Origin of the sequence: Streptomyces sp. NPDC058751 (assembly GCF_042746485.1) — a bacterium.
Classification (GTDB): Bacteria; Actinomycetota; Actinomycetes; order Streptomycetales; family Streptomycetaceae; genus Streptomyces.
This window is the reverse complement of sequence record NZ_JBHYPZ010000059.1, coordinates 30399-55652: the sequence shown is the minus strand read 5'-3', so window position 1 is coordinate 55652 and position 25254 is coordinate 30399. Positions and strand designations below refer to the sequence as shown.

General features: G+C 72.8%; 23 protein-coding genes. 16 read left to right on the top strand and 7 right to left on the bottom strand.

Annotated features, from left to right (window positions below; genetic code table 11):
• Positions 1-421 precede the first annotated feature (421 nt).
• Complete coding sequence (locus tag ACFW6B_RS37115) at positions 422-1087, top strand: hypothetical protein (RefSeq protein WP_386603512.1); 666 nt, start codon at positions 422-424, stop codon at positions 1085-1087.
• 72 nt (positions 1088-1159) lie between these two features.
• Here ACFW6B_RS37115 and ACFW6B_RS37110 read toward each other — a convergent pair whose 3' ends face one another.
• Positions 1160-2566, bottom strand: a complete 1407-nt coding sequence (locus ACFW6B_RS37110) for an adenylate/guanylate cyclase domain-containing protein (RefSeq protein ID WP_386603509.1) — start codon at positions 2564-2566, stop codon at positions 1160-1162.
• A 184-nt stretch (positions 2567-2750) separates the two neighbouring features.
• Positions 2751-3620 (bottom strand): biotin--[acetyl-CoA-carboxylase] ligase, encoded by an 870-nt coding sequence (locus tag ACFW6B_RS37105; protein WP_386603507.1) that lies wholly within the window; start codon positions 3618-3620, stop codon positions 2751-2753.
• Between the two features lie 188 nt (positions 3621-3808).
• Here ACFW6B_RS37105 and ACFW6B_RS37100 point away from each other — a divergent pair, with 188 nt between their 5' ends.
• The 4 genes from ACFW6B_RS37100 (at position 3809) to ACFW6B_RS37085 (ending at position 6601) form a co-directional block, all read left to right on the top strand.
• Positions 3809-5401, top strand: a complete 1593-nt coding sequence (locus ACFW6B_RS37100) for an acyl-CoA carboxylase subunit beta (RefSeq protein WP_386603506.1) — start codon at positions 3809-3811, stop codon at positions 5399-5401.
• A gap of 32 nt (positions 5402-5433) precedes the next feature.
• On the top strand, positions 5434-5643 hold the full coding sequence (locus ACFW6B_RS37095; protein ID WP_386603504.1) for an acyl-CoA carboxylase epsilon subunit: 210 nt from the start codon (positions 5434-5436) through the stop codon (positions 5641-5643).
• A 158-nt stretch (positions 5644-5801) separates the two neighbouring features.
• A complete protein-coding gene (gene mmpB, locus ACFW6B_RS37090; RefSeq protein WP_386603502.1) occupies positions 5802-5930 on the top strand; it encodes a morphogenic membrane protein MmpB in 129 nt (42 codons plus the stop codon).
• A 50-nt stretch (positions 5931-5980) separates the two neighbouring features.
• Complete coding sequence (locus tag ACFW6B_RS37085) at positions 5981-6601, top strand: Maf family protein (RefSeq protein WP_386603500.1); 621 nt, start codon at positions 5981-5983, stop codon at positions 6599-6601.
• Between the two features lie 164 nt (positions 6602-6765).
• On the opposite strand, the gene ACFW6B_RS37080 is transcribed toward ACFW6B_RS37085, so the two are convergent.
• Positions 6766-7581 carry a pentapeptide repeat-containing protein gene (locus tag ACFW6B_RS37080; RefSeq protein ID WP_386603498.1) on the bottom strand — a complete coding sequence of 272 codons (816 nt, stop codon included), beginning with the start codon at positions 7579-7581 and terminating at the stop codon, positions 6766-6768.
• 355 nt (positions 7582-7936) lie between these two features.
• Between ACFW6B_RS37080 and ACFW6B_RS37075 the strand changes: the two genes are divergently transcribed.
• Both ACFW6B_RS37075 and ACFW6B_RS37070 read left to right on the top strand, forming a co-directional pair.
• Positions 7937-9709 carry an acetyl/propionyl/methylcrotonyl-CoA carboxylase subunit alpha gene (locus ACFW6B_RS37075; RefSeq protein ID WP_386603496.1) on the top strand — a complete coding sequence of 591 codons (1773 nt, stop codon included), beginning with the start codon at positions 7937-7939 and terminating at the stop codon, positions 9707-9709.
• Positions 9710-10023: 314 nt separating this feature from the next.
• Complete coding sequence (locus ACFW6B_RS37070; protein WP_386603520.1) at positions 10024-10569, top strand: TetR/AcrR family transcriptional regulator; 546 nt, start codon at positions 10024-10026, stop codon at positions 10567-10569.
• A 27-nt stretch (positions 10570-10596) separates the two neighbouring features.
• Here ACFW6B_RS37070 and ACFW6B_RS37065 read toward each other — a convergent pair whose 3' ends face one another.
• Both ACFW6B_RS37065 and ACFW6B_RS37060 read right to left on the bottom strand, forming a co-directional pair.
• A complete protein-coding gene (locus ACFW6B_RS37065; protein WP_386603494.1) occupies positions 10597-11565 on the bottom strand; it encodes a DeoR/GlpR family DNA-binding transcription regulator in 969 nt (322 codons plus the stop codon).
• 167 nt (positions 11566-11732) lie between these two features.
• A complete protein-coding gene (locus ACFW6B_RS37060) occupies positions 11733-13181 on the bottom strand; it encodes an NAD(P)H-quinone dehydrogenase (protein WP_386603492.1) in 1449 nt (482 codons plus the stop codon).
• 107 nt (positions 13182-13288) lie between these two features.
• Between ACFW6B_RS37060 and ACFW6B_RS37055 the strand changes: the two genes are divergently transcribed.
• The 4 genes from ACFW6B_RS37055 (at position 13289) to ACFW6B_RS37040 (ending at position 17957) form a co-directional block, all read left to right on the top strand.
• A complete protein-coding gene (locus ACFW6B_RS37055) occupies positions 13289-13726 on the top strand; it encodes a gamma-glutamylcyclotransferase (RefSeq protein WP_386603490.1) in 438 nt (145 codons plus the stop codon).
• A 181-nt stretch (positions 13727-13907) separates the two neighbouring features.
• On the top strand, positions 13908-14732 hold the full coding sequence (locus ACFW6B_RS37050) for a purine-nucleoside phosphorylase (protein ID WP_386603488.1): 825 nt from the start codon (positions 13908-13910) through the stop codon (positions 14730-14732).
• Between the two features lie 82 nt (positions 14733-14814).
• Complete coding sequence (locus ACFW6B_RS37045; RefSeq protein ID WP_386603486.1) at positions 14815-16446, top strand: phospho-sugar mutase; 1632 nt, start codon at positions 14815-14817, stop codon at positions 16444-16446.
• Between the two features lie 290 nt (positions 16447-16736).
• Complete coding sequence (locus tag ACFW6B_RS37040; protein WP_386603484.1) at positions 16737-17957, top strand: hypothetical protein; 1221 nt, start codon at positions 16737-16739, stop codon at positions 17955-17957.
• A gap of 229 nt (positions 17958-18186) precedes the next feature.
• On the opposite strand, the gene ACFW6B_RS37035 is transcribed toward ACFW6B_RS37040, so the two are convergent.
• Positions 18187-18861 (bottom strand): PH domain-containing protein, encoded by a 675-nt coding sequence (locus tag ACFW6B_RS37035; RefSeq protein ID WP_386603481.1) that lies wholly within the window; start codon positions 18859-18861, stop codon positions 18187-18189.
• Positions 18862-19023: 162 nt separating this feature from the next.
• Between ACFW6B_RS37035 and ACFW6B_RS37030 the strand changes: the two genes are divergently transcribed.
• The 4 genes from ACFW6B_RS37030 to ACFW6B_RS37015 all read left to right on the top strand — a co-directional run bounded on the left by ACFW6B_RS37030 (position 19024) and on the right by ACFW6B_RS37015 (position 23598).
• Positions 19024-19881: a class I SAM-dependent methyltransferase gene (locus tag ACFW6B_RS37030; RefSeq protein ID WP_386603479.1), complete on the top strand. Its 858-nt coding sequence runs from the start codon at positions 19024-19026 to the stop codon at positions 19879-19881.
• A 393-nt stretch (positions 19882-20274) separates the two neighbouring features.
• Positions 20275-21228, top strand: coding sequence for a deoxyribose-phosphate aldolase (gene deoC, locus ACFW6B_RS37025; RefSeq protein WP_386603518.1), 954 nt, complete (start codon positions 20275-20277; stop codon positions 21226-21228).
• Positions 21229-21234: 6 nt separating this feature from the next.
• A complete protein-coding gene (locus ACFW6B_RS37020) occupies positions 21235-22692 on the top strand; it encodes an aldehyde dehydrogenase family protein (RefSeq protein ID WP_386603477.1) in 1458 nt (485 codons plus the stop codon).
• On the top strand, positions 22693-23598 hold the full coding sequence (locus ACFW6B_RS37015) for an aldehyde dehydrogenase family protein (protein ID WP_386603475.1): 906 nt from the start codon (positions 22693-22695) through the stop codon (positions 23596-23598).
• Between the two features lie 324 nt (positions 23599-23922).
• On the opposite strand, the gene ACFW6B_RS37010 is transcribed toward ACFW6B_RS37015, so the two are convergent.
• Positions 23923-24330 (bottom strand): hypothetical protein, encoded by a 408-nt coding sequence (locus tag ACFW6B_RS37010; RefSeq protein WP_386603472.1) that lies wholly within the window; start codon positions 24328-24330, stop codon positions 23923-23925.
• 263 nt (positions 24331-24593) lie between these two features.
• Between ACFW6B_RS37010 and ACFW6B_RS37005 the strand changes: the two genes are divergently transcribed.
• Positions 24594-25241, top strand: coding sequence for a uridine kinase (locus tag ACFW6B_RS37005; RefSeq protein WP_386603470.1), 648 nt, complete (start codon positions 24594-24596; stop codon positions 25239-25241).
• Positions 25242-25254: the final 13 nt, after the last annotated feature.

Here is a 25254-nt window from a genome sequence, read left to right as displayed (position 1 = left end):
AGGAGGCGTCGCCGCTGGGCAGAACGCCGAGGCCGCAGGGCGGAACTCCAGGGGGACGGCGTCGGAAACCGGAGCGGTCGCCCGAGGAGGCGTCGCCGCTGGGCAGAACGCCGAGGCCGCAGGGCGGAACTCCAGGGGGACGGCGTCGGAAACCGGAACGGTCGCCCGAGGAGGCGTCGCTGCGGGGCGGGACGCCGGAGCAGCGGGGCGGGACGCCGGAGCAGCGGGGCGGGACGCCGGAGCAGCGGGGCGGGACGCCGGAGCAGCGGGGCGGGAAGCCGGAGCAGCGGGGCGGGAAGCCGGAGCAGCGGGGCGGGAAGCCGGAGCAGCGGGGCGGGAAGCCGGGGGTGCCGCAGGGGATGTGGGGGCGGGCGGTGCCGGTCGGGGGTGCGGGATCGTTCCGGCGGCGCGTTCGGCCGGTGTGCGCCGACCCGCGCACACCCCGCACACCCCCGGACACGACGAGCCCGCGCCCGTCCGGCTCCGTGCCGTCCGCGGCCGGCACCGCAAGCCCCGCCGGCGCCGGATCCTCTTCGCCGCGGGAGGGCTCGCCCTCGCCGCCGGGGTGCTGAGCCTCGCCCGGATGACCCCGGACGCGGTGACCGGGGGCGCGGACGGGAGGAACACGGAGGCCGAACCGGCCGTGACGGCCCCGGACAGCGGCACGGCGGACGACGCCGTCCCCACCGTCGCGGCCATGCCCACGCCCACGCACTCCGGAGCCGCGCCGGCGAGCCCCGCGATGGGCGGGGCGAGCCCGGCACCCACCTCGGACACGAGCCTGACCCCGGCACGGGTCCGGACGCCGGCCACCACGGCCCCGGCCGTCCCGGCGGCCCGCGGCGAGGCCCCCGCCACCCCGGCACCGGCCACCACCGGCATCCCCACGGCCCCCGTGGCGACCCCGCCGGCCCCGCGACCGACACCGAGGGCCACCCCGCCCGCCGAGACACCGCGGCACACCCCGGCCCCGACCACCCCGGCACCGTCGCACCGGCCGCCGGGCGTGTGCGTACCGATCGTGGGGATCTGCGTGGACGGGCTGCTGTCGCCCGACCGGGACGGTCAGGAGGGCCAGGACGACTGAGAAGCCGGGACGGCCGAGGAGCCCGGCGGCCAGAGCGACCGGTGACCGGGACGACCGGTGACCGGTGAAGCGCTACGCGCCGTCGGACCGCCGGGCCAGCAGCCACGGCTCGATGACACCGAGACCCCGGACGGGCCGCTGCCACATCGGCTGGAGCGCGAAGCGGTACGAGGGGGGCTCCTCGCCCTCCTTCTCCGCGGCGGCCGCGGCCTCGGCGGCCTCCGCCTCGGAGGCGGGCGAGGCACCGGTGCGGGTCAGCTCCTCGGCGAAGGCGCCGTCGACGAGGACGGCGTCACGCGGCGCTATGGACGTGAGCCGGCTCGCCAGGTTCACGGTCGTACCGAACACGTCGCCCATCCGGGTGGTCACCGTGCCGAAGGCGATGCCGACGCGCAGCTCCGGCATCGTCTCGTCGTTGGCCATCGTCTCGATGAGCCGCAGCGCGATCTCGGCGGCGACACCGGCGTCGTCCGCGGCGTAGAGCACCTCGTCGCCGAGGGTCTTGATGAGCCGGCCGCCGTGCGCCGCGACCAGGTCCGCCGCGGTGGTCTCGAAGGCCTCGACGAGTTCGCCGAGCTCCTCCTCCTCCATGCGGCGCGTCAGCCGGGTGAAGCCGACCAGGTCGGCGAAGCCGACGGCGAGACGGCGGTCGACCATCTCCTCGTCGTCCGCCGCCTGCACCACACGGCCGGTGGCCGCGGCGAGCTGGCGGCGCCAGACGTAGACGAGGAACTCCTCCAGCTCGGGCAGGAGCAGCTCGATCAGGGGGTACGTGACCTCGGTGCGGGTCATCCCCGGCTCCGGGGGCTCGGTCAGGCCCTCCAGGAAGGAATCGATCTGCCATTCGGCCAGACGGGCGGTGGTCTGCCCGGTGGACCGGGCGACCTGGACGGCCATGGCCTCGCTCAGCAGGCCCGCCTCGACGAGACCGGCGAGGCGGCGCAGGGCGAGCACGTCCGCCTCGGTCAGCGCCTTGGCCTGGCCGATGTCCGCGAAGCCCATCGCCCGCCAGAAGCGGGAGGCCAGCTCCATGGAGACGCCCGCGCTGCGGGCCGCCTGGAAGGGGGTGTACCGCCGCTCGGCGCCGAGGATCAGCCCTTCCAGGCGCAGCGCGAGCGGGTTCTCCCCGGAGTCCGGCTCGCCCTGCGGGTCCACGCGGCCGTTCGCCTCGTACCGTGCGTCGGGCCGGACGTCCGGCCGCGCGTCGGCGCCGTGGCCGCCGCCCCGGGGGTCGCTCCCCGTGGCGTAGCGGTCATCGCCGCGGGGTCCGTTCCCCTGGTCCGGGAGGTCGTCCGGGCGGTGGCCGGGACGGTCCGGGCGGGTGCCGGTCCCGGCGCCGGGACCGGCGTCCTGCCGGGCCTCGCCGTCCCCGGCGGCCCGTGCGGGTGTCCCGTCCGTGACCGGCCCGGCGGTGCGGCCCGGCTCGCCGCCGGGAGCGGGGTGGGCGCCCGTGCCGGAGCCGGTGTCGTCGACGGTCACTCCTGCTGCCCTTCCGATCTGCCGTGGTCAGGTTCGACCGCGCTCAACTCTACGGCAGGTGTGCGCTGGCTCACTCCCGATGGCGAAACCCGAGGCCGGGGACGGTGCCGGCGGCCCTCGTCGCGCACGGACCCGGTCACACGCCCCGCCGGGCGGCCCGGCTGGCTCCCCTCGGTCCCTCGTCTCACGCGGGTCGCAGGTGCACCACGTCCCCGGCGCCCACCGGCTCCTGCACGCCGTCCGCCGTCGCGATGACGAGCCGTCCGTCCCCGTCCAGGGCCACCGCCTCCCCGACGAGCGCCCGGCCGCCGGGCAGCTCGGCCCGCACCGTGCGCCCGAGCGTCGCGCAGCCGGCCGCGTACGTCTCCTGGAGGCCGGACGCGACGGGGTCGCCGCCCGCGTCCCGCCAGCGCGCGTACCACTCCTCGAAGGAACGCAGCACGGCCCGCAGCACGGTGTCACGGTCCGTGGTCGTCGCGCCCGCGATCGCGAGCGATCCGGCGCCGGGCACGGGCAGTTCGTCCGTGCGCAGCGAGACGTTGACGCCGATGCCGACGACGACCGCGTCGTCGCCGGCGCGCTCGGCGAGGATGCCGCCGACCTTGCGTTCCTCTCCGTCCACGGTGACGAGCAGGTCGTTGGGCCACTTGAGCGCGGTGTCGACCCCGGCGGAGCGGGAGAGCGCCGTCGCGGCGGCGACGCCGGTGAGCAACGGCAGCCACCCCCAGCGTTCGACGGGTACCGGGCCGGGTTTCAGCACCACGGAGAAGAAGAGGCCGGAGCGGGCCGGAGCGGTCCACCGGCGGTCCAGGCGCCCGCGTCCGGCGTCCTGTTCCTCGGCGACGAGGACGGTGCCCTCGTCGGCCCCTTTCCCTCCGGTGACGGCTGCGGCCAGGTCGGTGTTGGTCGACCCGGTCCTCTCCACCACCTCCACGTCGCGCCACAGGCCGCCGTCGCGGACCAGCGCCCTGCGCAGGGCGGCTCCGTTCAGCGGCGGACGGTCCAGGTCGGACCACCGGTTGTCGTTCGCGTCTGCTGCATCTCGCGGCGTCATGCAACCCAGCCTAGGTGTGGTAAACGCCGCACTGCCGATCGGTAGGGCCGCCACTACGCTACGGATGAGTAGCAAGCCCCCCTTCTGAGCACCGCTTCCGAGCACCGCTGAGCACCGCTTCTGAGCACCGCGTTTTCCGAGCAGTCACCCTCACGTCCCCTTTAGATCAGGCAGGGAGCCGCAACCCGATGTCCGAGCCGGAAGAGCTGCACCACCCCGACATCCACACCACCGCGGGCAAGCTCGCGGATCTGCAGCGCCGCATCCAGGAAGCGACGCACGCCGGCTCGGAGCGCGCCGTCGAAAAGCAGCACGCCAAGGGCAAGTTGACGGCTCGTGAGCGCATCGAACTGCTGATGGACGAGGGCTCCTTCGTCGAGTTCGACGAGTTCGCGCGGCACCGGTCGACCGACTTCGGGCTGGAGAAGAACCGCCCGTACGGCGACGGCGTGGTCACCGGCTACGGCATGGTCGACGGCCGCCCCGTCGCCGTGTTCTCCCAGGACTTCACCGTTTTCGGCGGCGCCCTCGGCGAGGTCTTCGGGCAGAAGATCATGAAGGTGATGGACTTCGCGCTGAAGACCGGCTGCCCGGTCATCGGCATCAACGACTCGGGCGGCGCCCGGATCCAGGAGGGCGTCAGCGCCCTCGGCATGTACGGCGAGATCTTCCGCCGCAACACGCACGCGTCGGGTGTCATCCCGCAGATCAGCCTGGTGGTCGGCCCGTGCGCGGGCGGCGCGGTGTACTCCCCCGCCATCACCGACTTCACGGTGATGGTCGATCAGACCTCGCACATGTTCATCACGGGTCCCGACGTCATCAAGACGGTGACGGGCGAGGACGTCGGCTTCGAGGAGCTGGGCGGCGCCCGGACGCACAACGCCGTGTCGGGCGTGGCCCATCACATGGCGGGCGACGAGAAGGACGCGATCGAGTACGTCAAGCAGCTGCTGTCGTACCTGCCGTCCAACAACCTCAGCGAGCCCCCGGTGTTCCCGGAGGAGGCGGACCTCGCGCTCACGGACGAGGACCGCGAGCTGGACACGATCGTGCCGGACAGCGCGAACCAGCCGTACGACATGCACGCGGTGATCGAACACGTCCTGGACGACGCCGAGTTCTTCGAGACTCAGCCGCTGTTCGCGCCGAACATCCTCACCGGCTTCGGCCGGGTCGAGGGCCACCCGGTCGGCATCGTCGCCAACCAGCCGATGCAGTTCGCCGGCTGCCTGGACATCGACGCGAGCGAGAAGGCCGCGCGGTTCGTGCGGACGTGCGACGCGTTCAACGTGCCCGTCCTGACCTTCGTGGACGTGCCCGGCTTCCTCCCGGGCGTCGGCCAGGAGCACACGGGCATCATCCGCCGCGGCGCCAAGCTGATCTACGCGTACGCCGAGGCGACCGTCCCGCTGATCACGGTCATCACCCGCAAGGCCTTCGGCGGCGCGTACGACGTCATGGGCTCCAAGCACCTGGGCGCCGACCTCAACCTCGCCTGGCCCACCGCGCAGATCGCGGTCATGGGCGCGCAGGGCGCGGTGAACATCCTGCACCGCCGCACCATCGCGGCCGCCGAGGACCAGGAGGCCACCCGGGCCCGGCTGATCCAGGAGTACGAGGACACGCTGCTGAACCCGTACACGGCGGCCGAGCGCGGTTACATCGACGGCGTGATCATGCCGTCGCAGACCCGCTCCCACGTCGTGCGCGGCCTGCGTCAGCTGCGTACGAAGCGGGCGTCGCTGCCGCCGAAGAAGCACGGCAACATCCCGCTCTAGACCCCCCGCAGACCAGGATCCTGGGAGCAGACATGACGATCAAGGTCGTACGGGGCAATCCGACCCCCGAGGAGCTGGCCGCCGCACTGGCGGTGGTCCGGGCACGCGCCGCGGCGGTGGCGTCCGCCCCGTCCGGCGCGTCCGGGCCGCGTGACTCCTGGTCCGACCCCGCCCGCATCGCCGCGCACCGGCTCCCGCGGCCGGGCCCGACGACGTGGGGCCGCACCTACTGGCCGGGCTAGCCCCCTCGGGCCACCGGCCGGGCCGGCCACCTCGGCGAGCGACACCCCGATTCCCCCGCGGACCCCGTCCGCGGGGGAATCTTCGTTTCACAGGACGTCCGCAAGTTGAGTACGCGTACTCAGGCGTCCGGCTCCTTCGTCACCGCACGATCGGGAGCATGCTGTGGTCCGACCCCGAGAACGAACCCCCCGATGAGCTGCGCGACATGCAAGAGATGTTGCGGCGCCTGGGCGTTCTCCTGGCTCTGGCCATGGTGGTCGCGATGGTCCTGGTGGGCGTCCGCTGAGCCTCCCGGCAACCGAGGCGCGGGCGGATCGGCGCCGATACCCTGGGCACATGACCGATCAGCCGCGCCGCCGTCTCGTGCTCGCCTCCCAGTCCCCCGCCCGGCTCAATCTGCTGCGGCAGGCCGGACTCTCCCCCGAGGTGATCGTGAGCGGGGTCGACGAGGACGCCGTCACCGCGCCCACCCCCGCCGAGCTGGCCCTCGCGCTGGCCGAGGCGAAAGCCTCCGTCGTGGCGGCGCGGCCCGAGGTGCAGGGCGCGCTGGTGATCGGCTGCGACTCGGTGCTGGACCTGGACGGCCAGGCGCTCGGCAAGCCCGCCGACGCCGAGGAGGCCACCGCGCGCTGGAAGGCGATGCGCGGCCGGGCGGGCACGCTCCAGACGGGGCACTGCGTCTGGGACACGGCCCAGAAGCGGTGGGAGTCGGGGATCGCCTCGACCGTGGTCCGCTTCGGCGAACCGACCGACGACGAGATCGCCGCGTACGTCGCTTCGGGTGAACCCCTGCACGTGGCGGGCGCGTTCACCCTGGACGGCCGCTCGGCGCCGTTCATCGAGGGCATCGACGGCGACCACGGCAACGTCATCGGCATCTCGCTGCCGCTGGTGCGCAGGCTGCTCGCCGAACTGGGTGTCGGCATCACGGAGTTGTGGGCGCCCCGGGAGGCGTGAGGACCACCGCCCCGGGCGCCGGCCGGGACGGCCCGCCGCCCGGGCCCACCCGCCCGTACCCCGCTCAGGCGGGCACCGGCACGCCTGAGCGCCCCTGCACCCGGGTGCCGGGGCACCCGGACACCCGAGGGCGGCAGAGGGCCGGGAGGAAGACCAGGGGGCCGTCAGGGGGCCGGAGCGGCCGCCGCGGCCACGGGTTCCGCCTCGACGGCGCCCGCCGCCTCGGCTCCCTCCGCCAGGTCGGCCTTGGCCAGGTCGCCCTTGGTCAGGTCGGCCTTCGTCAGGTCGGCCTTCGTCAGGTCGGCCTTCGTCAGGTCGGCCTTCGTCAGATCGGCCTTCGTCAGATCGGCCTTGGTCAGATCGGCCTTCGTCAGGTCGGCCTTCGTGAGATCCGCCTTCCCCAGATCCGCCTTCCCCAGATCCGCCTTCCCGAGGTCGACCTTCCCCGCGGTGACGCCGTCGCCCTCGCCCGGGCCCGTGCTCGTCGCGTCGGCGCTCCCGGCGGGGCCGGTGGAACCCTCCTCGGCCGTGTCGCCCTCGCCGCCGCCGGTCCCGCCGGCCTCCGGCTCGGCGTCGACCGGACCGGCCTCCCGGCCGTCGTAGGCCAGAAGGGTGAACACGATCAACGCGAGCACCACCATCATGAAGGTGAACGCTCCCCAGCCCACCAGACCCACCGTGAAGGCGCCGAGCAGCGCGTGCACCACGGCGGCGCTGATCAGCAGGACACGCCCGAGGACACCCGGCGGCCGCTGCCGGAGCGCGACCAGCAGGGCCGTCACGGCGCACGCCAGGAAGTAGAGGCCGAAGACCAGCCCACCGATCTTGGACGACCGCGCCATCACGTCGGAGTCCAGTCCGGCCATGGACATGTCCTGGCGGTCCACGACCGTGCCGAGGAACCAGTTGAGGAGGGCGATACCCACCGCCTCCACGAAGAGCACGATCGCCGCCACCCACACCAGCGGTCTGCGCACCACCGGCCCCACCCACTTCCGCGTGCTGTTACCCCAAGTACGTCTTAGACATCCCGAACGCTACTAACGGGTAAACCCAGGGACAAGGGTTCCGTCGAGGGCAAAGAATCGTTGGGCCATTCGTAGGGACTCGACAAAGAATCGTTGTGGGCCGCAGCACGGAGTCACAGAGACCTTGGCCACACAGGAGGGCTAGGGTTCAGGGAAGGATTCCCGCGTGCCTTGGCACGACAAGGGATTTCGCGGGTAGGGCGAGCCTCGTATCACGCTCCGTGTGGGCAAGCTCACCACTGGGGACAGCTCGAAACGTCGTGTTGGCTGTCCCTAAACTCGGCTTGTTTTCAAGGAGGGAGCCATCGTGCGCAAGGTGCTCATCGCCAACCGTGGCGAAATCGCTGTCCGCGTGGCCCGAGCATGTCGGGATGCCGGGATCGCGAGCGTTGCCGTGTATGCGGAACCGGACCGGGACGCTCTGCATGTCCGTGCGGCGGACGAGGCGTTCGCGCTGGGCGGTGACACTCCGGCCTCCAGTTACCTGGACATCGCCAAGGTGCTGCAGGCCGCCAAGGACTCGGGCGCGGATGCCATCCATCCGGGTTACGGCTTCCTTTCGGAGAACGCGGACTTCGCCCAGGCCGTTCTCGACGCGGGGCTGATCTGGATCGGTCCGCCGCCGCAGGCGATCCGCGACCTGGGCGACAAGGTCGCCGCCCGGCACATCGCGCAGCGCGCGGGCGCGCCGCTGGTGGCCGGCACCCCGGACCCGGTCTCGGGCGCCGAGGAGGTCGTCGCGTTCGCCGAGCAGCACGGTCTGCCGATCGCGATCAAGGCCGCGTTCGGTGGCGGCGGTCGTGGTCTGAAGGTGGCCCGGACGCTGGAGGAGGTTCCGGAGCTGTACGAGTCGGCGGTGCGCGAGGCGGTCGCGGCCTTCGGCCGCGGCGAGTGCTTCGTGGAGCGCTACCTCGACAAGCCCCGGCACGTGGAGACCCAGTGCCTGGCCGACCAGCACGGCAACGTGGTCGTCGTGTCCACGCGTGACTGCTCGCTGCAGCGCCGTCACCAGAAGCTGGTGGAGGAGGCTCCCGCCCCGTTCCTGTCCGAGGCGCAGGTGGCGGAGCTGTACTCGTCCTCCAAGGCGATCCTGAAGGAGGCCGGCTACGTCGGCGCCGGAACGGTCGAGTTCCTGGTCGGCGTGGACGGCACGATCTCCTTCCTGGAGGTCAACACCCGTCTGCAGGTCGAGCACCCGGTCACCGAGGAGGTCGCCGGCATCGACCTGGTCCGCGAGATGTTCCGCATCGCCGACGGCGAGGAGCTGGGCTACGGCGACCCGGAACTGCGCGGCCACTCCATCGAGTTCCGCATCAACGGCGAGGACCCGGGCCGCAACTTCCTGCCCGCTCCCGGCACGGTCACGTCCTTCGTGCCGCCGACCGGCCCCGGTGTCCGGCTGGACGCGGGCGTCGAGTCCGGCAGTGTCATCGGCCCGGCCTGGGACTCCCTGCTCGCCAAGCTGATCGTCACCGGCGCCACCCGCAAGCAGGCCCTCCAGCGCGCCGCCCGCGCGCTCGCCGAGTTCGACGTCGAGGGCATGGCCACCGCTATCCCCTTCCACCGCGCGGTGGTCGAGGACCCGGCGTTCGCCCCGGAGCTCACCGGCTCGCAGGACCCGTTCACGGTCCACACCCGGTGGATCGAGACCGAGTTCGTCAACGAGATCAAGCCGTTCGCCGCCCCGGCGGACGCCGAGACCGAGGACGAGCCCGGCCGCGAGACGGTGGTCGTCGAGGTCGGCGGCAAGCGTCTGGAGGTCTCGCTGCCGGTCTCGCTGGGCATGTCGCTGGCCCGCACCGGTCTGGCCGCGGGCGCCAAGCCCAAGCGCCGCGCCGCGAAGAAGTCCGGCCCGGTCGCCTCGGGCGACACCCTGGCCTCCCCGATGCAGGGCACCATCGTCAAGGTGGCCGTCGAGGAGGGCCAGGAGGTCAAGGAGGGCGACCTGATCGTCGTCCTGGAGGCCATGAAGATGGAACAGCCCCTGAACGCGCACCGCTCCGGCACCGTCAAGGGCCTGAGCGCGGAGGTCGGCGCCTCCGTCACCTCCGGGGCCCCCATCTGCGAGATCAAGGACTGAGCAGCGCGAACGGGTGACGCGCCCGTCCCCTCGCGTCCGAAGCGCCCGGCGACCGCATCTGCGGCCCGCCGGGCGCTTCGCCGTGCGGGGCGGTGGCCGGCCACGGCGGCGCCCGGCCCCCCGTCCGCACAACCCTCCGTGATGCTTCGAGCCGTCCGGCGCGCGGCCCGTGGCGTCCGCCGGGGAACCGCCGGTGGCATCCTGGAGCGCAGCCGTGCGACGGAAGAGGGCGGGTGGAAGCCATGGTGGGCGCGACCACGAGCGAGCGGACCGGGACGCCGGGGCCCGCCCGGAGTCCAGGAGCGCCGCGTGTGATGCGGGCGGACGCCCGGCGCAACCACGGACGGCTGCTCGCCGAGGCACGCTCCGCCTTCGCCGAGCACGGCACGGACACGTCCCTGGAGGACGTGGCCCGGCGCGCGGGCGTCGGAATCGGCACGCTGTACCGGCACTTCCCGAATCGGCACGCCTTGATGAGCGCGGTCTTCGAGGAGGCCGTGAGCGATCTGCTGGCCCGCTCGCGCGAGTTGCTCGACGCCCCGCAGCCGTGCACCGCCCTGGTGGAGTGGCTGCGCGAGATCATCGCGCACGCGGGCGAGTACCGCGGGCTCGCGCGCGCCCTCATGTCGGCCTCGCGGGACGACGGTTCCCACCTCGCCCGGTGCAGCGGCCCGATGCGTGAGGCGGGCGGCGCCCTGCTGCTGCGCGCCCAGGAGTCGGGGGCCGTGCGCCCCGACGTCTCGATCGGTGACCTCCTCCAGCTGACCAACGCGATCGCGCTGGCGGCGGAGGAGACGGCGGACGACCCCGCGCTGGCCGACCGTCTGCTGGGCCTGACACTGCGCGGCCTCAAGCCCTGAGGCCGCTCCGGCTCCCGCCGACGCCGCTCAGCGGCGTCGGAGATCGGCCACCCGTGCCCTTTCGGCCGGGGGCTGGTCCCCCATCACCGTCGCGCTCCGTAGCTGCGGTCCCGAGCCCGGGACCACCTGGCCACGGCGCGGCCCCGGGAGCGGTACCTCCCGGCGCGGCTGTCGCCCGGACGGGAGCGGATCCCCTCCCGCGCCGCCCGACGCCGACGCCCCGGCCACCGCGATCTGGACGCCCTGGTCGGCCAGGGCCTGCAGTTCGGTGGCCGCACGGTCGTCGTGGGCGGGCGGCTCGTCCGTGACGAGCCGGGTGACGAGGTCGGTCGGCACGGTCTGGAACATGGTGTCCGTCCCGAGCTTGGTGTGGTCGGCGAGGACCACGACCTCGGCGGCCGCCTGGACGAGGGCGCGGTCCACGGACGCCGAGAGCATGTTGGACGTGGAGAGTCCGCGCTCGGCGGTCAGACCGCTCCCGGACAGGAACGCCCGGGACACGCGCAGCCCTTGCAGGGACTGCTCGGCGCCCGAGCCGACCAGGGCGTAGTTGGAACCGCGCAGGGTGCCCCCGGTCATCACGACCTCCACGCGGTTGGCGTGGGCCAACGCCTGGGCCACCAGCAGGGAGTTGGTGACGACGGTCAGGCCGGGCACCCGCGCGAGCCGGCGGGCCAGCTCCTGCGTGGTGGTCCCCGCCCCCACCACGATGGCCTCGCCTTCTTCCACGAGGCCCGCGGCGAGATCGGCGATGGCCGTCTTCTCGGCGGTCGCGAGATGCGATTTCTGCGGAAAGCCGGACTCCCGCGTGAACCCGCCCGGCAATACCGCACCGCCGTGCCGGCGGTCGAGGAGTCCTTCTGCCTCCAGAGCGCGCACGTCCCGCCGTACGGTCACTTCGGAGGTCTGGACGACGCGGGCGAGCTCACGGAGCGACACGGCCCCGTTCGCTCGCACCATTTCGAGGATCAATTGGCGACGTTCTGCAGCGAACACGAAACTGACAGTAACCCCAACGACCGTCTGCTTTCAGCAGTTTGCGCCGAATAACAGAAGTTGTTCGCATGGCGGGGTGGTAAGTGGTATACGCGCCCACTCGCACCGCCCCCGCCTCGCGCAGCGTCACCAACTCCCCGTGACCAGCGGGGAGTCGCCGAAAGACGTCAGCCCTCGCCCGAGGTCTTGCGGGTGTGGAGCTGCCGTGCCACCTCGGCGATCGAGCCGGACAGGGAGGGGTACACGGTGAACGCGTTCGCGATCTGTTCGACCGTCAGATTGTTGTCGACCGCGATCGAGATCGGGTGGATGAGCTCCGAGGCGCGGGGGGAGACGACCACGCCGCCGACCACGATGCCGGTGCCGGGGCGGCAGAAGATCTTGACGAAGCCGTCGCGGATGCCCTGCATCTTGGCGCGCGGGTTGCGCAGCAGCGGCAGCTTCACGACCCGGGCCTCGATCTTGCCCGCGTCGATGTCGGCCTGCGTGTAGCCGACGGTGGCGATCTCGGGGTCGGTGAAGACGTTCGAGGAGACCGTCTTCAGGTTCAGCGGGGCCACCGCGTCGCCGAGGAAGTGGTACATGGCGATGCGGCCCTGCATGGCGGCCACGGACGCGAGGGCGAAGACGCCGGTCACGTCACCGGCCGCGTAGACGCCCGGGGCGGTCGTGCGCGAGACCCTGTCGGTCCAGATGTGCCCGGAGTCGCGGAGCCTGACCCCGGCCTCCTCCAGACCCATGCCCGCGCTGTTGGGGATGGCGCCGACGGCCATCAGGCAGTGCGTGCCACTGATGACCCGGCCGTCGGCGAGCGTGACCTCGACCCGGTCGCCGACGCGCTTGGCGGACTCGGCGCGGGAACGGGCCATGACGTTCATGCCGCGGCGGCGGAAGACGTCCTCCAGGACCGCGGCGGCGTCCGGGTCCTCGCCCGGCAGCACCCGGTCGCGGCTGGAGACGAGGGTGACGCGGGAGCCGAGCGCCTGGTAGGCGCCGGCGAACTCGGCGCCGGTGACGCCGGAGCCGACCACGATGAGTTCCTCGGGCAGCTCGTCGAGGTCGTAGACCTGGGTCCAGTTCAGGATGCGCTCGCCGTCGGGCTGCGCGTCGGGCAGCTCGCGCGGGTGCCCGCCGGTGGCGATGAGCACGGCGTCGGCGGTGAGGGTCTCCTCGGCGCCGTCGGCGGCGGTGACCACCACCTTGCGGGAGCCGTCGAGGGCCTGCATGCCCTCCAGCCGTCCGCGGCCGCGCAGCACACGGGCGCCGGCGCGGGTCACCGAGGCGGTGATGTCGTGCGACTGGGCGAGCGCGAGGCGCTTCACACGGCGGTTGACCTTGCCGAGGTCGACGCCGACCACCTTGGCCGCCTGCTCCATCGGCGGGGTGTCGTCGGCGACGATGATCCCCAGCTCCTCGTACGAGGAGTCGAAGGTCGTCATCACCTCGGCCGTGGCGATGAGGGTCTTCGACGGCACGCAGTCGGTGAGCACCGACGCCCCGCCCAGACCGTCGCAGTCGACGACGGTCACCTCCGCGCCGAGCTGCGCGGCCACCAGCGCCGCTTCATATCCGCCGGGTCCGCCACCGATGATCACGATCCGAGTCACGTACTCCATTGTCCCGCACGCTTCAAGGTGCTTCCGCCCAGGGGTCCCGGGTCCGGCACATCCGGGCCACTTTGTTACGCGAGAGACGCACGCGCCGCTGCCGTACCCTCGACCCCATGTCGCTCTACGCCGCGTACGCCGGCAATCTCGACCCGCGGCTCATGACGCGCCGCGCCCCGCATTCGCCGCTGCGCGCGACGGGCTGGCTGAACGGCTGGCGACTGACGTTCGGCGGCGAGCACATGGGCTGGGAGGGGGCGCTCGCCACGATCGTCGAGGCACCCGGGTCCCAGGTCTTCGTGTCGCTGTACGACATCGCACCGCCGGACGAGGACTCCATGGACCGCTGGGAGGGCGTCGGCCTCGACGTCTACCGCCGGATGCGCGTACGGGTGCACACACTGGAGGGTGAGGAGAGCGCGTGGCTCTACGTACTGAACGGGTACGAGGGGGGACTGCCCTCGGCGCGTTATCTGGGCGAGATCGCGGACGCCGCCGAGTCCGCGGGGGCGCCGCACGACTACGTCATGGAGCTCCGCAAGAGGCCCTGCTGAGGTTCGGTCCACCGGGGCGCGCCGCCGCTCCGCGGCGTACCTCCCACCCGCCCGCCCGTCACGACGTGCCCTCGCGGTGTCCTCCCTCTCACCTATTTGTCGGAAACGACAAGACAACGATCGCAAGACCGTGAGCACTGTCATCTACGCGCGTAGGCCCAAACCGGCTACGCTCTTGCGCGTGAACGAATCTCTTCTTCCGGACGACATCCAGGGCGACCCCCACGCCGCCGCCGACGCCGCCGCCACGCGCCTGCGCGAGCTGACGGGCGCCGAGACCCACGACGTCGCCCTCGTGATGGGCTCCGGCTGGGCCCCCGCGGTGGACGCCCTCGGCACCCCCGAGGCCGAGTTCCCGGTCACCGAGCTGCCCGGCTTCCCGCCGCCGGCCGTCGAGGGACACGGCGGCACGATCCGCTCGTACCGGATCGGCGACAAGCGCGCCCTGGTCTTCCTCGGCCGCACCCACTTCTACGAGGGCCGCGGCGTCGCCGCCGTCGCGCACGGTGTCCGCACCGCCGTCGCCGCCGGCTGCAAGACCATCGTCCTCACCAACGGCTGCGGCGGTCTGCGCGAGGGCATGCGCCCCGGTCAGCCCGTGCTGATCAGCGACCACATCAACCTGACGGCCACCTCGCCGATCGTGGGCGCGAACTTCGTGGACCTCACCGACCTGTACTCGCCGCGCCTGCGCGCGCTGTGCAAGGAGGTCGACCCCACGCTGGAGGAGGGCGTCTACGCGCAGTTCCCCGGCCCGCACTACGAGACGCCCGCCGAGATCCGGATGGCCCGTGTCATCGGCGCCGACCTGGTCGGCATGTCCACGACCCTCGAAGCCATCGCCGCGCGTGAGGCGGGCGCCGAGGTGCTCGGCATCTCCCTCGTCACCAACCTCGCCGCCGGCATGACGGGCGAGCCCCTCAACCACGAGGAAGTCCTCCAGGCGGGCCGCGACTCGGCCGCGCGCATGGGAGAACTTCTGACCCAGGTGCTGGATCGTCTGTAGACGACAGGGCGGTCGCCCCCGGCGCCGGGGGCGGGACGACCCGGCACACGGAACCGTACGACCGAAGAGAGGTGCACCCCAGGTGCAGGACGACACCGTCGCGCGGGCCAAGGCGTGGCTGGCCGAGGACCCCGACCCGGAGACCCGTGACGAACTCGCCGAGCTCATCGAGGCGGAGGACGTCACCGAACTGTCCGTCCGCTTCGGCGGGACGCTCCAGTTCGGCACCGCGGGTCTGCGCGGTGAGCTCGGCGCGGGGCCCATGCGGATGAACCGCAGCGTGGTCATCCGGGCCGCGGCCGGACTCGCCGCGTATCTCAAGGCCAAGGGACAGACCGGCGGACTCGTGGTGATCGGCTACGACGCCCGCCACAAGTCCGCGGACTTCGCCCGGGACACGGCGGCCGTGATGACGGGCGCCGGCCTGCGCGCCGCCGTCCTGCCCCGGCCGCTGCCCACCCCCGTCCTCGCCTACGCCATAAGGCACCTCGGCGCCGTCGCGGGCGTGGAGGTCACCGCGAGCCACAACCCGCCCCGGGACAACGGCTACAAGGTCTACCTCGGCGACGGCTCCCAGATCGTCCCGCCGGCCGACGCGGAGATCGCCGCCGAGATCGCCGCGGTCCGCGCGCTCGCCGACGTGCCCCGCCCCGACTCCGGCTGGGAGACCCTCGGCGAGGAGGTCCTGGACGCCTATCTGGCCCGTACGGACGCCGTCCTCGCCGAGGGCTCGCCGCGCACCGCCCGCACCGTCTACACGGCGATGCACGGCGTCGGCAAGGACGTGCTGCTCGCGGCCTTCGCGCGGGCCGGGTTCCCGGAGCCGGTGCTCGTCGCCGAGCAGGCGGAGCCCGACCCGGACTTCCCGACCGTGGCCTTCCCCAACCCGGAGGAGCCCGGCGCGATGGACCTCGCCTTCGCGGCGGCCCGCGCGGCGGAACCCGACCTGGTCGTCGCCAACGACCCGGACGCCGACCGGTGCGCCGTGGCCGTGCGGGCCGGAGCCGACTGGCGCATGCTGCGCGGCGACGAGGTCGGCGCGCTGCTCGCCGAGCACCTGGTGCGGCGCGGCGCGCGCGGCGTCTTCGCCGAGTCGATCGTCTCCTCCTCGCTGCTCGGCCGGATCGCCGAGGGCGCCGGTCTGCCGTACGAGGAGACCCTCACCGGCTTCAAGTGGATCGCCCGCGTCGAGGGCCTGCGGTTCGGGTACGAGGAGGCGCTCGGCTACTGCGTCGACCCCGAGGGCGTACGCGACAAGGACGGCATCACCGCCGCCCTCCTGATCACCGAGCTGGCCTCGGAGCTCAAGGAGCAGGGCCGGACCCTGCTCGACCTCCTCGACGACATCGCCGTCGCGTACGGGCTGCACGCCACCGACCAGCTCTCGGTCCGGGTGCAGGACCTCTCCGTCATCGCGAACGCCATGCGCCGGCTGCGCGAGCAGCCGCCCACGGAGCTCGCGGGCCTCGCCATCACCAGGGCCGAGGACCTGACCCGGGGGACGGACCGGCTGCCGCCCACGGACGGCCTGCGCTACACCCTCGACGGCGCCCGGGTCATCGTCCGCCCGAGCGGCACCGAGCCCAAGCTGAAGTGCTACCTGGAGGTCGTGGTGCCGGTCGACGGCCACGACGCCCTCCCGGCGGCCCACGCGAAGGCGGCCGAGCTGCTGACGGCGATCAAGCGGGACCTGTCGGCCGCGGCCGGCATCTGATCCCACGCTCCGGCTGGAGCGGTGCTCTCCCACCGGAGTAGTGCTCTCCAGCGGGAGCGGCGCTCTCAGACTGGAGCAGCGCTCTCAGACTGGAGCGGCGCTCTCCGACCGAAGCGGCGCTCTCTCCGGCGGGAGGCGGCACTCTGTCGCCTCCCGCCGGGCCATGACATGCACATCCACCCTCCTTACGGGTGATTTCCGCACGGCAGTTGCCGCAGCGCTCCCGTGCGCCGCCGGACGACCGAGGAACGGTTACCGGCAGCGCACCATCGAGCCCCAGGAGCCGCCGCGTGCCCTCGACCGATTCCCGGCCGACGTCCGCCCCGCCCCGGAGCACCCCGGACGCGGCCGCCCACGGCGTCCCCGCCGCCCGGCGCGCGCCCGGCGCGGCCGGTCTCCTCACCCTGGTCCGCGCCGGTCTGCGGCACGCGGCCCCCGCCCTGACGGCCTACGCGGCCGTCCGCCTCACCGGACTGCTCGCCCTCGCGCTCTGGGCGCACCGCAGACATCACGGTGTCTGGCCGATCCTGGCGGCCCAGTGGGACGCGGACTGGTACCTCGGCATCGCCGACCACGGTTACGCACGCCATCTGGGCACCGCGTTCGACGCGAACAACCTGGCCTTCTTCCCGCTCTACCCGGTCCTGGTCAAGGCGGTCGCGGCGGTGACGCCGGGCACGCGCGCCTCGACCGGTCTGGCGGTCTCGGTCGTGTGCTCGTTCCTCGCCGCGTGGGGCGTCCACGCGGTGGGCAGCCATCTGCACGGCCGTCGCGTGGGCGTGCTGCTGACCGTGCTGTGGGCGGCGCTGCCGGTCGGGCTGGTCCAGTGGATGGGTTACACGGAGTCGCTGTTCACCACGTTCGCGGCGTGGGCGCTGTACGCGGTCCTCACCGGCCGGCCGCTGTGGGCCGCCTCGCTGGCGGCGCTGGCGGGGCTGACCCGGCCCACCGGGATCGCGGTGGCCGCCGCCGTGACCGTGGCGGCCCTGCTGTCGCTGCGCCGGGGCTTCACCGTCCGGGCACTCGCCGCGGCCGTCCTGGCCCCGGCGGGCTGGCTCGCGTACGTCGGCTGGGTGGGCCTCAGACTGGGCCGCTGGGACGGCTACCTCGCCGTACAGCGGCTGTGGCACAACGAGTGGGACGGCGGCGCGGAGACCGTGCGCCGGCTGCGGGAGGTGCTGGCGCAGAACTCCTCGCCGGAGCTGTTCCTGGTGATGGTGACCGTGACCCTGCTGGCGGCGGTGGCGCTGTACGCGCTCTCGGCGGCGGACCGCCAGCCCCTTCCCCTCCTCGTCTTCACCGGGGTCCTGCTGCTGATCGTCCTCGGCAGCGGCGGCGTCTACTTCCCGCGGGCCCGCTTCCTGCTTCCGGGCTTCCCGCTGCTGCTCCCCGTGGCCCTGCACCTGGCCCGCGCCTCACGCCGCTCCAGGGCGCTGTTCCTGACGGCCGCGGTCCTCGGGTCGGCGTACTGCGGGGCGTACATGACCCTGGTGTGGCCGAGCGCGCCCTAGGGCGCGCTCGGCCGGGCCCCGGAACGTGTCTGCCGGGCCCGGGGCGCGGCCGTCAGCCGGAGCGTCCGTTCACGTGGTCGGAGGTGCGCCGGTCCCGGGGGAGCCGAACACCGTCCGTCGTCCCGGTGTCGCCGGGAGCGGGCAGGCACGCCGGATCCGCCGGGGCTCCGGAGCCGGGAGCGGGGAACGGGCTGCGGGGATCGGGGAGCGGGGAACGGGCCGCGGTGCCTCAGCCGACGGCCAGCAGGATGGTCAGGAGCACGAGGCCGGCCAGCGCGGGGCCCATCAGCTCGTACGCCCAGCGCACCGTGACCTCTCCCTGCGAGCCCTCCGCGGCGGCCCGGGTCTCGGCCAGCTGGCGCAGCTCGTCCATGATCCGGTCGGTCTCGGGGCGGACCGGCGCGTCGGTGGCGGCGCCCAGGCCGAAGGCGGACGCGCGGCCCGGCGACGGACGCCTGCCGCCTCCACGGTTGGCCTCGGCCCGCGACAACTGTCTGGCCGCCTTCTTGCGGGCGCGCAGTGACACCGGCAGCGCCCACAGCTGGTACTTCGTGCCCGAGGCGTCGACCACCTCGTTCGAGTAGTGCGACCGCAGGGAGGCGACCTTGCTCCAGGGGAGCACGATCACGCGCAGCGGGTTGCGGACGCGCAGCCGGTCCTCGTTGGCGTAGACGGCGGGGCGCAGCGTGAAGGCGGTCACCACGGGGACGACGAGGATCAGTCCGGCGAGCGCCAGCCAAGGGGTGCGGCCGTGCCCGGAGAACAGTGCGTCGATGCCGAGCCAGCCCACGATGAGCAGCAGGAGGACGCCGCCCGCGATACCGGCGGGCGACCGGTAGATCCGGTCCCGGGCCTCGGGTCGCGAGGTGTCCGGAAGGGGTGACTGGTGGTCGGGGGTCGTCATGGTCCCGATTGTGCACGACGTGTGCCGCGCGCTCGGGCTCGGCCGGGTCTCGCTATGGTCGCGAAGGGCCTCGCGACATCCGCCTTCCCGGCGATATCCATATCCGGGTCCGCAGGAGGACGGTGTTGTCCACAGGCCGTACGGGCAACCACAGGAGGCGTGATGGGATCCGATCACGGGGCCGGCGACACGGCGGGCGACGAGCAGGCCGCGCGCTGGAACGGGCCGTCGGGGAACGCCTGGGTCGAGGCCCAGGACATGGTGGACGCGTTGTTCGCGCCGCTGGAGAAGCTGCTCGTCGAGACGTTTCCGGCGGGGCGGGGCGGCCGGGTCCTCGATGTCGGCTGCGGCACGGGCGGCACGACGGTGGCCATCGCGCGCCGGCTCGGGGCCGGGGGCCGGTGCGTCGGCGTCGACATCTCGGAGCCGATGGTGGAGGCCGGGCGGGCCCGGGCGGAGCGGGAGGGTGCGGAGGTCTCGTTCGTTCGTGCCGACGCTCAGGACCACGTCTTCGAGCCCGCCTCCTTCGACGGGGTCGTCTCCCGTTTCGGGGTCATGTTCTTCTCCGATCCGGGGCGGGCCTTCGCCAACCTGCGGCGGGCGGCGAAGGAGAACGCCGGCCTGCGGTTCGTCGTCTGGCGCGACATCGCGGAGAACCCGTTCATGACGACGGCCGAGCGGGCCGCGGCGCCGTTCCTCCCGGATCTGCCCGTGCGCGAGTCCGGCGCGCCGGGGCAGTTCGCCCTGGCGGACGCGGACAGGGCGCGTCGTCTGCTGGAGGGGGCGGGGTGGGCCGGGGTCGGCGTCCGGCCCGTCGACGTGACGTGCGTCATGCCCGAGAAGGAGCTGGTTCCGTACTTCAGCAGGTTCGGGCCGGTCGGTATCGCCCTGCGTGACGCGGACGAGACGACGAGGGGCCGGGTCGTCTCGGCGGTCCGCCCCGCGTTCGACCCGTACGTCCACGACACGGAGGTCCGCTTCACGGCGGCTTGCTGGCAGATCGACGCGCACGCGGGCTAGCCGCGCGGGTGAGTGGGGGCGGCACCGGTCCGGTGGGGGGTCGGGGCCGTGCCGGTGCATCAGCCCGTCGCCGTTGGACGAGCGGTGAACGTTAGTGGCGACGGGCATCGATGTACCGGCACGGCCCCTCCCGCCGGATCCCGGGTGCGGGTGCAAGATCCAGCCCCTCCGGCGTTTGAGGAGCGGGGGTCCGGGGGCGGCGCCCCCGGTACGGGTCGGGTAGGGGCGGAGGGGGCGAAAAACGCCCGTAGCAGGCGGAGGCCGAAAACGGGGGCCCGGGGCGACCCCGAGGGGTCGGCGGACGCGCGCACCGGGCGGGGTGGCCGAAAAAATCCCCCGGACCCCGGGGGCTGTACAAGCCGCTACGCGCGTAGATATGCTCGTCTGGTGACCATGCCCACCTCTGCCCACGCACACGCACTCGGCGACGTGACCGCGTCCGACAGCACGCTGCGCCGCTTCCTCCACGGGCTGCCCGGCGTCGACGCGGTCGGCCTGGAGGCGCGCGCCGCCTCGCTCGGCACCCGTTCCATCAAGACCACCGCGAAGGCGTACGCCATCGACCTCGCCATCTCGATGGTCGACCTGACGACGCTGGAAGGCGCGGACACCCCGGGCAAGGTCCGGGCGCTCGGCGCCAAGGCGGTCCTCCCGGACCCGACCGACCGCACGACGCCCACCACGGCGGCGGTCTGCGTCTATCCCGACATGGTGGCCGTCGCGAAGGAGGCCGTCGCCGGCTCCGGGGTGAAGGTCGCCTCGGTCGCGACCGCGTTCCCGGCCGGCCGCGCCGCGCTCGCCGTGAAGCTGGCCGACGTCCGTGACGCCGTCGCCGCGGGTGCCGACGAGATCGACATGGTCATCGACCGCGGGGCGTTCCTCGCGGGTGACTACATGAAGGTGTACGACGAGATCGTCGCCGTGAAGGAGGCCTCGGGCGCCGCTCGCCTGAAGGTCATCTTCGAGACCGGCGAGCTGTCGACGTACGACAACATCCGGCGGGCGAGCTGGCTCGGCATGCTCGCCGGGGCCGACTTCATCAAGACCTCCACCGGCAAGGTGGCCGTGAACGCGACGCCCGCGAACACGCTGCTGATGCTGGAGGCGGTCCGCGACTTCCGCGCCCAGACCGGCGTGCAGGTCGGCGTGAAGCCGGCCGGCGGCATCCGCACCACGAAGGACGCCGTCAAGTTCCTGGTCCTGGTGAACGAGACCGCGGGCGAGGACTGGCTGGACAACCACTGGTTCCGCTTCGGCGCGTCCTCGCTCCTGAACGACCTGCTGATGCAGCGTCAGAAGCTGGCCACCGGCCGCTACTCCGGCCCCGACTACGTGACGGTGGACTGATCCATCATGGCTTCCGCATTCGAATACGCCCCGGCGCCCGAGTCCCGCTCCGTCGTCGACATCGCCCCCTCCTACGGCCTGTTCATCGACGGTGAGTTCACCGAGGCCGCCGAGGGCAAGGTCTTCAAGACCGTCTCCCCCTCCACCGAGGAGGTCCTCTCCGAGATCGCCCAGGCGGGCGAGGCGGACGTCGACCGCGCGGTGAAGGCGGCCCGCAAGGCGTTCGTGAAGTGGTCCGCGCTGCCGGGCTCCGAGCGCGCCAAGTACCTGTTCCGCATCGCGCGGATCATCCAGGAGCGCAGCCGCGAGCTGGCGGTCCTGGAGACGCTGGACAACGGCAAGCCGATCAAGGAGACCCGGGACGCGGACCTCCCCCTGGTCGCCGCGCACTTCTTCTACTACGCGGGCTGGGCCGACAAGCTCGACCACGCCGGTTTCGGCGCGAACCCGCGTCCGCTGGGCGTCGCGGGCCAGGTCATCCCGTGGAACTTCCCGCTGCTGATGCTGGCGTGGAAGATCGCCCCGGCCCTCGCGACCGGCAACACGGTCGTCCTCAAGCCCGCGGAGACCACGCCCCTGACGGCGCTGTTCTTCGCGGACATCTGCCGCCAGGCGGGCCTGCCCAAGGGTGTCGTCAACATCCTTCCCGGGTACGGCGACGCGGGTGCGGCGCTGGTCGCACACCCGGACGTGGACAAGGTCGCCTTCACCGGCTCCACGGCCGTGGGCAAGGAGATCGCGCGGACGGTCGCGGGCTCGCACAAGAAGGTCACGCTCGAACTGGGCGGCAAGGGCGCGAACATCGTCTTCGACGACGCCCCGATCGACCAGGCCGTCGAGGGCATCGTCAGCGGCATCTTCTTCAACCAGGGCCAGGTCTGCTGCGCGGGTTCGCGGCTGCTGGTCCAGGAGTCGATCCACGACGAGCTGCTCGACTCGCTCAAGCGCCGTCTGTCGACCCTGCGCCTCGGCGACCCGCTGGACAAGAACACGGACATCGGCGCGATCAACTCCTCCGAGCAGCTCGCGCGCATCACCTCGCTCGTCGAGCAGGGCGAGGCGGAGGGCGCCGAGCGCTGGTCCCCGGCCTGCGAACTCCCGTCCGCCGGCTACTGGTTCGCGCCGACGCTCTTCACGAACGTCACCCAGGCGCACACCGTCGCCCGGGACGAGATCTTCGGTCCGGTGCTGTCCGTCCTGACGTTCCGCACCCCGGACGAGGCGGTCGCCAAGGCCAACAACTCCGCGTACGGCCTCTCGGCGGGCGTCTGGTCCGAGAAGGGTTCCCGGATCCTCTCCGTGGCGAACAAGCTCCGCGCGGGTGTCGTCTGGTCCAACACGTTCAACAAGTTCGACCCCACCTCGCCGTTCGGCGGGTACAAGGAGTCGGGCTTCGGCCGCGAGGGCGGCCGGCACGGCCTGGAGGCGTACCTCGCCCCGTCTAGCCCGGAGGGCGAGCGATAAATGAGTGCAGCCGAGAAGTCCGAGCAGCAGCGCCTGAGCGTCTTCAAGACCTACAAGCTATACGTGGGCGGCAAGTTCCCGCGTTCCGAGAGCGGCCGGGTGTACGAGGTGAGCGACTCCAAGGGCAAGTGGCTGGCGAACGCGCCGCAGTCGAGCCGCAAGGACGCCCGTGACGCGGTCGTCGCCGCGCGCAAGGCGTTCGGCGGCTGGTCCGGCGCGACCGCGTACAACCGCGGCCAGGTCCTGTACCGCGTCGCCGAGATGCTGGAGGGCCGCAAGGAGCAGTTCGTCCGCGAGGTGGCCGACGCGGAGGGCCTGTCGAAGGCGAAGGCGGCGGCCGTCGTGGACGCGGCGATCGACCGCTGGGTCTGGTACGCGGGCTGGACCGACAAGATCGCCCAGGTGGTGGGCGGCGGCAACCCGGTCGCGGGCCCGTACTTCAACCTCTCCTCCCCCGAGCCGACGGGTGTGGTGACGGTCCTGGCACCGCAGGAGTCGTCCTTCCTGGGCCTGGTGTCGGTGATCGCCCCGGTGATCGCCACCGGCAACACGGTGATCGTGATCGCCAGCGAGAAGTCCCCGCTCCCGGCGCTGTCGCTGGGCGAGGTGCTGGCCACCTCCGACGTGCCCGGCGGCGTGGTGAACATCCTGTCCGGCCGGACCGCGGAGATCGCGGCCCCGCTGGCCGCGCACCAGGACGTCAACGCGATCGACCTGGCCGGCGCGGACGAGGTGCTGGCGAAGGAGCTGGAGGTCGCGGCCGCGGACAACCTGAAGCGCGTCGTCCGTCCACAGGCTGTGGATTACGCGCGGACTCCCGGGACCGAGCGCCTGACGGCCTTCCTGGAGACGAAGACGGTCTGGCACCCGACGGGCTCCCTGGGCGCCGGGGGCTCGTCGTACTGAGCCCCGGGCCGCCGCCGCCCCGAGATGTCGGAGCCCCGATCCGTGTCCCCGGGGCCCCGCGCACGAAGGAGCCGCGCTTTCCCTCCGCCAGGGGGGGAAAGCGCGGCTCTCTCATGTCCGGGGCCGCCCAGGCCCTGTCGTCAAATCCCCGTCGTCCGCCCGGAGGGCGGGCCCGGCGGCGTCAGGTGCGTGCTCTCGGCGTGCCGGCCCCAGGCCTGCGTACTGGATGTACTCGGGTCTGGGGCCGGTGCGGCGAGAGTGCGCGCATGGCGTCGCCGGGCAGACAGGGATTTGACGACAGGGCCCAGGCCCGTGCGCGAGGCGTCAGTGCAGGAGTGCGGCCGCCTGGCCGACCCCCGGGATGCTGCCGACCGACTGCGCCTGCGCCACAGGCCCGGTGAGCATCTTCGAGGACAGCGGCTTGAAGTCCCCGACCTGGGTGCCCAAGCCGTTGTCGAGCGGGTCCACACCGGTGCCGGCCAGCGGGTTGGGCTTGAGGTCCTCGACGGGGCCCGTGACATGCCCCACGGTTCCGGTCAGCGCCTTCGCCCCCGCCTGCGGGTCGACGTCGCCGAGCGGGGCCGACCGGGTGCGTACGGTGTCGACGACGGAAGCCGTGTCCGCGAAGGCCGGTGCGGCCGCGGCCACACCGGCGGCGGCCACACCGACCACCGCGGCGATCCGCGCTGTCGTACGGGCCAGGGTGTTCCGCTGGGCTGCGTGTCGCGCCATCAGGTATTCCTCTTCGGCTAGCGGGGATTGAAGGACGGAGGATCGAGACGGATTGCGATTGGTGCGACACGCACAGTAGTTGACGGGGATCACGCCCCGGGTGGTCAATGCGGCGGATTCGCTCCTGCGGGTCAACAGGCATATCAGCGCCACTCGTCACATTCACCCGACATCCGTCCGTACGTTCGGCGAAGACGGGGATAATGGTGGGGAGCCGCGCCGACGCGCGGCGCCGCCGGACCTTTCACAGAAGGCACAGACCATTGGGTTCCCCTCTCCCGATACCCGCCCGCGTGGTGCTGCTCTGCGGCCCCTCCGGCTCCGGGAAGTCCCTTCTCTCCGCGGCCTCCGGGCTCCCCGTGCTCCGGCTCGACGACTTCTACAAAGAGGCCGGCGACCCGACGCTGCCCCAGGTCGAGGGCAGCGAGGACATCGACTGGGACCACCCGCGGTCGTGGGACGCGGACACCGCCGTCGCCGCGATCGAGGAACTGTGCCGTACGGGACGTACGACCATCCCCGTCTACGACATCTCACTGAGCGCCCGCACCGGGACCGAGGCCCTGGGCATCGACGGGGCCCCGCTGTTCATCGCGGAGGGGATCTTCGCCGCCGAGATCGTCGGGCGCTGCCGCGAACTCGGCGTTCTCGCCGACGCGTTGTGCCTGTCCCGCGGCGCGGTCACCACGTTCCGGCGCCGTTTCGTGCGGGACCTGAGGGAGGGCCGCAAATCGGTGCCCTTCCTGCTGCGGCGCGGCTGGCGGCTGATGTGCTCCGAGCGTTCCATCGTGGCGCGCCAGGCCGCGCTGGGCGCCCACCCCTGCGACCGGGACGAGGCCCTGGACCGGCTGAAGGCCGCGTCGGCCACCACGGCCGCACCCCGGGCGTCCGCCCCCACGGCGACCGCGTAACCGCCGACGCCCC

What these genes read in the sequence shown, in the direction of transcription:
- ACFW6B_RS37100 (WP_386603506.1), top strand. Translation starts at nt 3,809, where the DNA reads ATGTCCGAGCCGGAAGAGCTGCACCACCCCGACATCCACACCACCGCG.
- ACFW6B_RS37060 (WP_386603492.1), bottom strand. Translation starts at nt 13,181, where the DNA reads ATGGAGTACGTGACTCGGATCGTGATCATCGGTGGCGGACCCGGCGGA.
- ACFW6B_RS37085 (WP_386603500.1), top strand. Translation starts at nt 5,981, where the DNA reads ATGACCGATCAGCCGCGCCGCCGTCTCGTGCTCGCCTCCCAGTCCCCC.
- ACFW6B_RS37070 (WP_386603520.1), top strand. Translation starts at nt 10,024, where the DNA reads ATGCGGGCGGACGCCCGGCGCAACCACGGACGGCTGCTCGCCGAGGCA.
- ACFW6B_RS37020 (WP_386603477.1), top strand. Translation starts at nt 21,235, where the DNA reads ATGGCTTCCGCATTCGAATACGCCCCGGCGCCCGAGTCCCGCTCCGTC.
- ACFW6B_RS37105 (WP_386603507.1), bottom strand. Translation starts at nt 3,620, where the DNA reads ATGACGCCGCGAGATGCAGCAGACGCGAACGACAACCGGTGGTCCGAC.
- ACFW6B_RS37010 (WP_386603472.1), bottom strand. Translation starts at nt 24,330, where the DNA reads ATGGCGCGACACGCAGCCCAGCGGAACACCCTGGCCCGTACGACAGCG.
- ACFW6B_RS37095 (WP_386603504.1), top strand. Translation starts at nt 5,434, where the DNA reads ATGACGATCAAGGTCGTACGGGGCAATCCGACCCCCGAGGAGCTGGCC.
- ACFW6B_RS37030 (WP_386603479.1), top strand. Translation starts at nt 19,024, where the DNA reads ATGGGATCCGATCACGGGGCCGGCGACACGGCGGGCGACGAGCAGGCC.
- ACFW6B_RS37035 (WP_386603481.1), bottom strand. Translation starts at nt 18,861, where the DNA reads ATGACGACCCCCGACCACCAGTCACCCCTTCCGGACACCTCGCGACCC.
- ACFW6B_RS37055 (WP_386603490.1), top strand. Translation starts at nt 13,289, where the DNA reads ATGTCGCTCTACGCCGCGTACGCCGGCAATCTCGACCCGCGGCTCATG.
- ACFW6B_RS37015 (WP_386603475.1), top strand. Translation starts at nt 22,693, where the DNA reads ATGAGTGCAGCCGAGAAGTCCGAGCAGCAGCGCCTGAGCGTCTTCAAG.
- deoC (WP_386603518.1), top strand. Translation starts at nt 20,275, where the DNA reads ATGCCCACCTCTGCCCACGCACACGCACTCGGCGACGTGACCGCGTCC.
- mmpB (WP_386603502.1), top strand. Translation starts at nt 5,802, where the DNA reads ATGCTGTGGTCCGACCCCGAGAACGAACCCCCCGATGAGCTGCGCGAC.